This is a genomic window from Cupriavidus sp. GW822-FHT02D05, assembly GCF_058802485.1.
This window is the reverse complement of sequence record NZ_JBXAOE010000030.1, coordinates 105,916-115,545: the sequence shown is the minus strand read 5'-3', so window position 1 is coordinate 115,545 and position 9,630 is coordinate 105,916. Positions and strand designations below refer to the sequence as shown.

At 65.6% G+C, this 9,630-nt stretch carries 8 protein-coding genes; 3 read left to right on the top strand and 5 right to left on the bottom strand.

What is annotated here, in order from left to right; all coding sequences use genetic code 11:
- The coding region (locus AC1RQK_RS31635; RefSeq protein WP_492813306.1) for a cysteine hydrolase family protein at nucleotides 1–239 on the bottom strand (239 nt) is incomplete at its 3' end.
- Nucleotides 240–633: 394 nt separating this feature from the next.
- On the opposite strand from AC1RQK_RS31635, the gene AC1RQK_RS31630 reads away from it, so the two are divergent.
- Both AC1RQK_RS31630 and AC1RQK_RS31625 read left to right on the top strand, forming a co-directional pair.
- Nucleotides 634–1,089, top strand: a complete 456-nt coding sequence (locus tag AC1RQK_RS31630; RefSeq protein ID WP_492813304.1) for a DUF3331 domain-containing protein — start codon at nucleotides 634–636, stop codon at nucleotides 1,087–1,089.
- Nucleotides 1,090–1,499: 410 nt separating this feature from the next.
- Nucleotides 1,500–2,255, top strand: coding sequence for a response regulator transcription factor (locus AC1RQK_RS31625; protein WP_492813302.1), 756 nt, complete (start codon nucleotides 1,500–1,502; stop codon nucleotides 2,253–2,255).
- Nucleotides 2,256–2,313: 58 nt separating this feature from the next.
- Here AC1RQK_RS31625 and AC1RQK_RS31620 read toward each other — a convergent pair whose 3' ends face one another.
- The 4 genes from AC1RQK_RS31620 to gabT form a co-directional block, all read right to left on the bottom strand.
- Nucleotides 2,314–3,813: an aldehyde dehydrogenase gene (locus tag AC1RQK_RS31620; protein ID WP_492372274.1), complete on the bottom strand. Its 1,500-nt coding sequence runs from the start codon at nucleotides 3,811–3,813 to the stop codon at nucleotides 2,314–2,316.
- 36 nt (nucleotides 3,814–3,849) lie between these two features.
- Nucleotides 3,850–5,097 (bottom strand): Zn-dependent hydrolase, encoded by a 1,248-nt coding sequence (locus tag AC1RQK_RS31615; protein WP_492813300.1) that lies wholly within the window; start codon nucleotides 5,095–5,097, stop codon nucleotides 3,850–3,852.
- A gap of 26 nt (nucleotides 5,098–5,123) precedes the next feature.
- Nucleotides 5,124–6,851: a thiamine pyrophosphate-binding protein gene (locus AC1RQK_RS31610; RefSeq protein WP_492813298.1), complete on the bottom strand. Its 1,728-nt coding sequence runs from the start codon at nucleotides 6,849–6,851 to the stop codon at nucleotides 5,124–5,126.
- A 106-nt stretch (nucleotides 6,852–6,957) separates the two neighbouring features.
- Nucleotides 6,958–8,220 carry a 4-aminobutyrate--2-oxoglutarate transaminase gene (gabT, locus tag AC1RQK_RS31605; RefSeq protein WP_492813296.1) on the bottom strand — a complete coding sequence of 421 codons (1,263 nt, stop codon included), beginning with the start codon at nucleotides 8,218–8,220 and terminating at the stop codon, nucleotides 6,958–6,960.
- Nucleotides 8,221–8,696: 476 nt separating this feature from the next.
- On the opposite strand from gabT, the gene AC1RQK_RS31600 reads away from it, so the two are divergent.
- Nucleotides 8,697–9,446: a FadR/GntR family transcriptional regulator gene (locus AC1RQK_RS31600; protein WP_492372277.1), complete on the top strand. Its 750-nt coding sequence runs from the start codon at nucleotides 8,697–8,699 to the stop codon at nucleotides 9,444–9,446.
- The last annotated feature ends 184 nt before the right edge of the window (nucleotides 9,447–9,630 follow it).

Here is a 9,630-nt window from a genome sequence, read left to right as displayed (position 1 = left end):
TGGCCGGGGAATACGTCAAGCAGTTCGGGGTAGGTATAGCCGGAGAAAGACTCGCTCTCCACCGTGGTGATGGTGGTGGGGATATTGAAGATCCTGGCCGCCTTGGCCAGGCCCACCGCGTTGTTCTTCATCGCCTGGCGGTCCATCGACTGCACGCCGAAGGCCATCTGCGGCTGGTGGTCGATGAAGATCAGCTGGCTGTTTTGCGGGGTCAGGACTTCGAGTTTCGGATTAGACATGATCTTGGCGCTCTCATTGAAATTGGTTGAATTTCATGGGGCAGGGTCTTTTTGTTACTGCCGCCAATGAACTGAACTATACGAGTGCAACTCACCTGAGAATCAGCCATTTCATGGATATATTATTCAAATATTTTGATCATAGATTCTCACCGAAAAATAAGGAGATTGCCCCCTGCAGGCAACGGCCTCATTCCCATCCGCAGCGGGCGCCTCCTACGTTCGTATAACCCGGCCATCTCAATGTCGTACCGCGCCTGCACCGATGGACAACTGCGTGCGGCGCGGCGCGCGTCATAAGATGTCTTTATGGTCGGCGTCCGCACGCCAGCCTTCATCCGCGCGACGGGGTCCGGCTGCCTCCCCCGCCCGCCCCCATCATCCGGAGCTGACCATGCCAGCGCACCCGAATCCCGCCACATCATCCACCCCATGCGCGCAAGCGGACCGCCCCGACCCGTGGGACAGCACCATCCGCCTGCTCCGTGCGCGTCAGACCTTCCATCTGTACGCCGACTGCGCCTGGCCCGATGAGGAAGATCCCCGGCACCGGCGCCACACCGCCATCGTCAGCGTGGTGGAGCGACCCAGTCTCACCTTGGCGGTGATCAGCTGGCGCGATGCCACCCATTGCCGTTACGGCGCGCAGATCTGGGCTGCGATATCCGCGCGCGAGGCTGGCGTGTGCGCCCTCAGCGGCCTGCCCATCGCCAAGGGCCAGGCCGTCTACCGCCCGCGCCCCTGCCGGCCGCCGCCGCGCAACGCCGAAGCCATGATCCTCGCGTCGGCGCTACATGCAGCGTGCGGGACCGACGCCGACGTCTGCGGCGAGGATGCCTTGGCGGCATGAGGCATGTGCGGCCCGACCTGTGCGTCGGCTGGGGCAACTCCGTCGCCAAGATCGCGACCCGGGCCGGTGAGGCCCGAGGTGCCTGACACCGTGACCGCCGCACGAAGATAGCCAGAAGACCGCATTTGACATGCATAGCGCGCGTATTCATGTTTCATCCAAGCAACATGCCCACTTGATTTCAAACAGAATCCGAACCTAATATCCTCCGAGATAAAAAACATTACGTATTCGGGCAGGCTCTACGACGCACAGAGCCGCCCTGGCGCGTCCGCCAGGGCAGGGTCGGAAATCCGGGGATTGCAAAACCTGCCGCAAGCGCTGGTCGGCGCTGGCAGTGTCGTGCCATCCCCGCGGGTTCAGCCTGTCTCCGTTGCACTAGCATTTGCGCTTGTACGGGGAGTTACGGCATGAACGTGGTGCTCGTTGAAAGCCATCCATTGCTCCGGATTGCAATGCTCACGCTGCTGGAGAGTATTGCAGGCATCGCGCAAGTCGCTGCCATCGACCCGGGGGAAATCCCTGAGCATTCACATGCCGGCGGCACCGTTGACCTGATCGTCTTTGGCATGCCCGCCGATGCTGACACGGGCTGGCAATGGCTCGACCAGGCACGCAGGCTATGGGCCGCGCCGCGCGTGCTGCTGCTCAGCGATGCCGTGCCGCTGCAGCTGCCGCAAGGCGAGATCACCGAAGGCTTCTGCGGCTGCCTGCCAAAATCCGCCCCGCTCGACGTGCTCAGGACCACCATCCGGCGTATCGCCACCCGTCAGCCGGAGCGTGCCGGCGCGGGCCAGCTTTCACTGTTCCCCGCCTTGCCCGCCTTGCCCTCGGCTGCGCTGGCACCGCGGCCCGCCGCCGGGAGCCAGCGGTTGACACGAGAAGCAACGCAACTGGGACTGACGCAACGCCAGTATGACGTGCTGGTACTGCTCTCCCGAGGGCATGCGGTCAAGACCGTAGGCCGCCTGCTGAATATCTCGGCGCCGACGGTCAAGACGCATGCCCGCGCCATGTACAGGCAGCTCCAGGTGGCTGGCAAGGAAGAGGCCGCCTACAAGGCACGGCAACAGGGCTTTAGCCTGGCGTGGCCGGTTGGCGGCGTGCCGGCGTTGACGCTGGCACACCGCCACGCCCCCACCGTCCGGCAGATGGAACTGCTCTGAGCGGCTGACCGGCGTTGATCGGCATTGACCGGCGCTGGCCGGCCAACGCGTTGCCTGGTCACGCCAGGCTGATCCACGTGGTCTTCAGGTCCGTGTACTTGTCCAGCGCATGCAGTGACTTGTCCCGTCCCGAGCCCGACTGCTTCACGCCGCCAAATGGCACCGTCACGTCGCTGTCCATATAGCAGTTGACCCACACCAGCCCCGCCTGCAGCTTGCGCGAAACGCGGTGGGCGCGGGACAGGTTGGAGGTCCAGAGTCCCGAGCCCAGCCCGTAGGGCGAATCGTTGGCCATGCGGATGGCCTCTTCCTCGGACTCGAAGCGGGTCACTGCCAGCACCGGACCAAAGATCTCTTCGCGCACGATGGTGAGCGACTGCGTGGGGCACTCGAAGATGGTGGGCTGCATGTAGAAGCCGCCACTGTCCGTGTGCGCGCGCTTGCCGCCTGCGCGCAGGCGGGCGCCTTCGTCCTCGCCGCTCTTCACATAGGACATCACCCGCTGCAGTTGCGCGCCGTCGACGATGGCGCCCATGGCGGTGGCGGGATCGAGCGGGTCGCCCGGCTGCATGCGCGCCGCGTGTGCTTCCAGCTTCTCCATGAACGCGTCGTAGATGCCGCTTTGCACATAGAGGCGCGAGCCGGCGATGCAGATCTCGCCCTGGTTGCTGAAGATGCCGATGGCGGCGGCCTGCGCGGCGCGGTCCAGGTCGGGGCAGTCGTCAAAGACGATATGCGGAGACTTGCCGCCGCACTCGAGCCAGACGCGCTTGAGGTTGGACTGGCCGGAATACTCCATGAAACGCTTGCCGGTGGCGGTGGAGCCGGTAAAGGCAATGCAGTCCACGTCGGGATGGCGGCCAAGTGCCTGCCCGGCGGCGGCGCCAAGACCTGGCACCACATTGAAGACGCCCGCCGGGATGCCCGCTTCTTCGGCGAGTTCCGCCAGCCGCAGCGCGGTGAGCGGGGACTGTTCCGCGGGCTTGAGCACCACGCTGTTGCCGGCGGCCAGCGCGGGCGCCACCTTCCAGCTGGCCATCAGCAGCGGGTAGTTCCAGGGCACGACCGCCGCCACCACGCCTAGCGGCTCGCGCGTGATGGTGGCCAGCACGTCGGGGCCCGTCGGCGCGATCTCATCATAGATCTTGTCGATGGCTTCGGCGTACCAGGCATAAGTGCGGCCGGCTTCGGGGATGTCGTATTGCAGCGTCTCGGCAATGGGCTTGCCCATGTCGAGCGTTTCCAGCAACGCGAGCTCTTCGCGATGCGTGTCGATCAGGTGCGACAGCCTTAGCAGCGTGGCCTTCCTGGCGCTGCGCGGCATGTCCGACCAGACGCCGGACTGAAACGCCTTGCGCGCCGCGGCTACCGCGCGGTCGACGTCCTGCGCACCGCAGGCCGCGACGCTGGCCAGCGCCTTGCCGGTGGCGGGGTTGATGGTCTCGAAGGTGGCGCCGTCGGCGGCGTCGGCCCAGCGGCCATCGATATAGGCTTGCGAACGGATCGATACCGTTGCAGCCTGCTTGCGCCAATAGGCGAGATCTCTCAAGTCACTCATCGTGGATTCCTGGCATGCATTGGGGTTTCGGCCCGCTTAGGCGTTCGCGTTCGCCTGCGCCACCATGGCGCCGAGCAGCACATTGGCCCCGGCTTCCAGATGCTCCGGCTTGGCGTCTTCGATTTCGTTGTGGCTGATGCCGTCCTTGCACGGCACGAAGATCATCGCGGTGGGCGCCACGCCGGCGATGTAGACCGCGTCATGGCCTGCGCCAGTGACGATGTCCTGATGGCTGTAGCCCCGCGCGGCGGCTTCCTGGCGCACGTGGCGGATCAGCTCGGGCGCGAACGGCGTGGGCGCGAAATACTGCACGTCTTCCACAACCACATCCAGGGCCGCGCCGGTGGTGGTGCCATCCGCGACGGCGGCGCAAGCCGCGCGAAAGCGCGCATCCATCCCGGCAAGCCGCACCGGGTCGAGGTGGCGCAGGTCGACCGTGAACGTCACCGCCCCGGGAATGACATTGCGCGACGACGGATGGACCTTGACCACGCCCACCGTGCCGCGCCCGTGCGGCGCGAAGTCGTTGGCGATGCGGATCACTTCCTGCATCAGGAACGTGGCGGCATAGAGCGCGTCCTTGCGCAGCGGCATCGGCGTGGGGCCGGCGTGCGCCTCCATGCCGGTCACGGTGACGTCGTACCAGCGCAGGCCCAGCGATCCGGTCACCACGCCGATCACGTTGTCCTCGGCCTCGAGCACCGGCCCCTGTTCGATATGGGCTTCGAAGTAGGCGCCAACCTTGCGGCCAACTTCCGCGTCGCCGGCATAGCCAATGGCCGCCAGTTCATCCGCCACCCGCTTGCCCGCGACATCGGTGGCCGACAGCGCGGTCTCCAGCGGAAAGACGCCGGCAAACACGCCGGAACCCATCATCACCGGGACAAAACGCGAGCCTTCTTCATTGGTCCAGATGGCCACTTCGAGCGGAGCCTCGGTGGTGATGCCGTGGTCGTTCAGGGTGCGCATGACTTCCAGGCCGGCCAGCACGCCATAGCAGCCGTCGAACTTGCCGCCGGTGGGCTGCGTGTCGATATGGCTGCCGGTCATGACCGGGGCCAGCGCGTTGTTGCGCCCTGCCCGGCGGGCAAAGATATTGCCGACCTGGTCGACCGTCACGCTCAGTCCGGCTGCGCGCATCCAACCGGTCACCAGGTCGCGCCCCTGCCCATCCAGCGCCGTCAGCGCCAGGCGCGCATTGCCGCCCTTGGGCGTGGCGCCGATCGCGGCGAGGTCCATCAGCGACTGCCACAGGCGCTCGCCGTTGATTGCCAGCATGCTCATGTTCTCTCTCCTTGCCGTCGTGGCCATTACTTCGCGTGCGCTTGCCGGGCGAGTGCGTCCGAGCGGATCTGCGACAAGGTCATGCCCGGCGCGATGCCGTCCGCGTCATAGCGCAGCTCCAGCAAGGCAGGCAGCTGCTGGGTGTTGGCGAACGCAAGGGCACGCGCAAAAGCGGGACCGAACGCTTCATCACTGGCGACAATCTCACCATACCCGCGATAGGCGCGGATCAGTTCGCTGAACTCCGGATTGTCGAAGCCAAGCGCCACGGTGCGGCCCGGGAACTCGCGCTCCTGGTGCGCGCGGATGGTGCCCCAGATACCGTTGTTGAAGACCAGTACGACGATGCCGACCCGGTACTGCATGGCGACGCCGAGTTCCTGCAGGTTCATCTGGAAGCAACCATCGCCCGCATAGCAGATCACGGTGCGATCGGGGTTCTCGAGCTTGGCGGCAATGGCCGCCGGCAGGCCGTAGCCCATCGATCCCACGGTCGGCGCCAGGCTGGTGCCAACGCCCTTGAAGCGGTAGTAGGCATGCGGGTACAAGGCGTAGTTGCCCGCGCCAACGGTAATGCAGGTGTCCTCCGGCACGTTGTCGCGGACGTGGCAGGCGGCCACGTTGAGGTTGAGGGCGCCCGGCGCGGCCTTGGGTTCCTGCTCGGCCAGGTAGACCTGGTGGGCGTCGTGCCCGGCGTTGCGCGCCCCCAGGCAACGCGATGGGGAGAGTTCGCTCACCGCGGCGGCAAACGAAACCACGTCCGCGGCAATCGGCAGCGTGGGATGAAACACGCGGCCAAGCTCATTGGCGTCGGGGTACACATGGACCAGTCTCTGCTTCGGCAGCGGGCTCTCCACCACCGTATAGCCCTCGCTGGTAGCCTCGCCCATGCGCGTGCCCACGGCGATCAGCAGGTCGCTTTCCTGTACGCGCTTGCGCAGCGATTCGGGCATGGCCCAGCCCACGTGCCCGGCAAAGTTCGGATGATGGTTGTCGAAGCACTCCAGGCGGCGCCAGGCCACCCCGACCGGCAGCGCGAAGCGCTCGGCAAACCCTTCCATCTGCCGCGAGGCCTCCGGCGTCCAGCCCGATCCGCCTAGCAGCAGGAACGGACGCTCCGCCTGCTCGATCAGTTCGGCCAGCGATGCCATGGCGCCAGGCGTCGGCGCACTATGGGCACGGCGGTAACGTGGCACGTCGGCCACCGTGGCCTTGCCCCACAACGTGTCTTCCGGCAGCGCCAGCACGACCGGGCCGGGCCGTCCGCTGGTGGCCACCGCGAAGGCGCGCGCGATGAACTCGGGAATGCGGTCGGTGCGGTCGATCTGCGCCACCCATTTGGTCATCTGGCCAAACATGCGGCGGTAGTCGACCTCCTGGAACGCTTCGCGCTCGTAGAAATCGTTGCCGACCTGGCCAACGAACAGGATCATGGGGGTCGAATCCTGGTAGGCGGTGTGCACGGCGATGCTGGCGTTGGTGGCGCCGGGGCCGCGCGTGACAAAGCAGATGCCGGGCTCGCCGGTCAGCTTGCCTTGGGCCTCCGCCATATAGCCCGCCCCGCTTTCCTGCCGGCAGACGATGGGCTGGATCTTGTCCTGATGGTCGTACAGCGCATCGATGCAAGGCAGGTAGCTTTCTCCCGGCACCAGGAAGACGCGCTTCACGCCCTGGATAATCAGTTGGTCGATGAGGATCTGGCCACCGTTGCGCTCTGCGCGCGCCGGCAATGCTTGCGGCGATTGCTTGTTCATGGTCGTGAATTCCGTTTTTGCGATCGCCGCCCGCTTCAGCTTGGGTGCGGCGATCCTTCGAAGTCTTGAATACGATGTTTGCGAGCCTGAGCTTGCGCGCAGGCGGTTACTGCAGGAGCGCGGCCTCCAGGATGCCCAGCCCTTCGTCCATCACGGCGTCGGGGATGGTCAGCGGGAACAGGAAGCGCACCACGTTGCCGTAGACACCGCAGGAGAGCAGCAGCAGGCCGCGCTCCAGGGCGCGGTCTTGCACTTGCCGCGTGAATTCGGGATTGGGGCGGCCGTCGGCCTTGCGGAACTCCACGGCAATCATGGCGCCCACGCCGCGGACCTCGCCGATCTCCGGCACGCGCGACTTCAGGCCAGCCAGCTTGTCCTGCAGCCGCTGGCCGAGCGCGGCGCCGCGCTCGATCAGCTTCTCGCTCTCCAGCACGTCCAGCACCGCCAGCGCCGAAGCCACCGCCAACGGGTTGCCGGCGTAGGTGCCGCCCAGCCCGCCGGGGGCCGGCGCGTCCATGATCTCGGCCCTGCCGCAAACGGCCGACAAAGGCATGCCGCCGGCCAGGCTCTTGGCCATGGTGGTCAGGTCGGGCGTGACGTCGTAGTGCTCCATGGCAAAGAGCTTGCCGGTGCGGCCGAAGCCGGTCTGCACTTCATCGGCCACCAGCAGGATGCCGTGCTCGTCGCAGATGCCGCGCAGCGCGCGCACGAACTCGGCGGGCGCCACGTTGAAACCACCCTCGCCCTGGACCGGCTCGAAGATGATGGCCGCGACCCGCTTCGGGTCCACATCCGCCTTGAACAACTGGTGCAGCGCGTTGATCGAATCCTGCACGCTCACGCCATGCAACCCGTACGGGTACGGTGCGTGGAACACGTCGCCCGGGAACGGGCCAAACCCCACCTTGTACGGCACGACCTTGCCGGTCAGCGCCATGCCCATCATGGTGCGGCCGTGGAAGCCGCCGGAGAAGGCGATCACGCCCGGGCGGCCAGTCGCGGCGCGGGCGATCTTGATGGCGTTCTCCACAGCCTCGGCGCCGGTGGTGAAAAACGCGGTTTTCTTGGCGAACGCGCCCGGCGCGCGGGCGTTGATCCTCTCGGCCAGCTCGATATAGCTGGCATAGGGCACGATCTGGTAGGCGGTGTGCGTGAAGCGCTCCATCTGTGCCTGCATGGCTTGCACCAGGCGCGGATGGCGGTGACCGGTATTGAGCACGGCGATGCCAGCCGCGAAGTCGATGTAGCGGTTGCCTTCGACATCCCACAGTTCCGAGTTCTCGGCGCGCTCGGCATAGAAGTTGCACATCACACCAACGCCACGGGGCGTGGCGGCATCTTTGCGGCGTACCAGGTCTGCGTTCTTCATTGCATGCTCCATTGCATTGGTGTCCTGCTGTCTTGTCTGGATCTGGACGGCCGGCGCCGTGAGGGGCCGGCCGGGAAATCGGGGGAAAGCGCTTCGGGTCAGACCAGCGCGACCCGCCGGATGACGTTAAAGCCGCTTTCTGTGTCGCCTGGCTTGTAACTCAACCGGTGGCCGGACCAATTCTATGGCTTTCGCAGGAAAATTGCCAAATCTTTTGATTTTTTGACAGGGTGGTCAGTCCAATTGAAGGCGATTGCTTCACGTTTTGCCCAGTACACGCGCAGCGATGTGCCGGAAAGATGACCGATAGCACCCGGAGCGCATGCCCGGCTTGCTGCCAATCCGAGGCCATATTGGCCGGACCACTCCCGCTCGCGCCCCGGAAAGCCGGGAGAAACCCACCCTGCCCCTTGAACAGACACCGGGTTTTGCTGTATTGATCAGACCATCAGTCAATTTGCAGCGGCCTTGCCTTCATGTCCTTACTTCAAGCGGTTTCAGCGCAGCGCCTTTACCGGCTGATCGCCGACCAGATTGCCAAGAAAATCAGCGCAGGCGAGTTCGCCCCCGGCGAGCGCCTGCCCGCGGAGCGCGAGCTGGCCGAGCAGCTCAACGTCGCGCGCTCGACGTTGCGCGAAGCGTTGATCGCGCTCGAGATCGGCGGCTATATCGAGGTGCGCGTCGGCAGCGGAGTATTCGTGCTGGAACCCAAGGAGAACGGGCAGGCCGCCACCAACGGCACCGAGTCCGATCCGGCTGCCGAGATCGATGCCCGCCTGGGCGCGGCACTGGAAGCCAGCCCGTTCGAGCTGATCGAGACGCGCACGCTGTTCGAACCGGAATGCGCGGCGCTGGCAGCCCAGCAAGGCACCCCCGAGCAGATCGCCGCCATCGAAGAGGCGCACCGGAAGATGAACCCCGATCAGTCGCCGGAAGCTGGCGACTTCGCACATGACCGAGCCTTCCACCAGGCCATCGCCGATGCTTGCGGCAATGCGGCGCTGGCATCGGTGGTCACCCATGTATGGGATCTGTGCGAGGCCAGCCCCTTGTATAAGCGGCTCGACAAGCACTTTGTGGATGCATCTGCCTGGCGCGCGGCGGTTGGCGAGCACGACCGCATCGTCAGCGCGATTGTGGCGCGGGACCCCATCCGGGCGCGCCACGCCATGTCGTTCCATCTGCTGGCGATTGTGTCGCGCTTGTCCGAAGACATCGCCGAGTAGGCCAGACAGACCCTTTGCCGGGCCCGGGCAATCCGGGTCCGGGCGCACACCGCTGGTGCAAGCCAGGCCCAACCCAGCGCCTCCCGCCGCCCACTTTCGCACCAATTCCACGCGCAGACTTTAGCGAAAAGTGCCATGTCGTCACTTTTGTTGCTGGCACGTGGCTTGCGTTAACGAAGCCGAA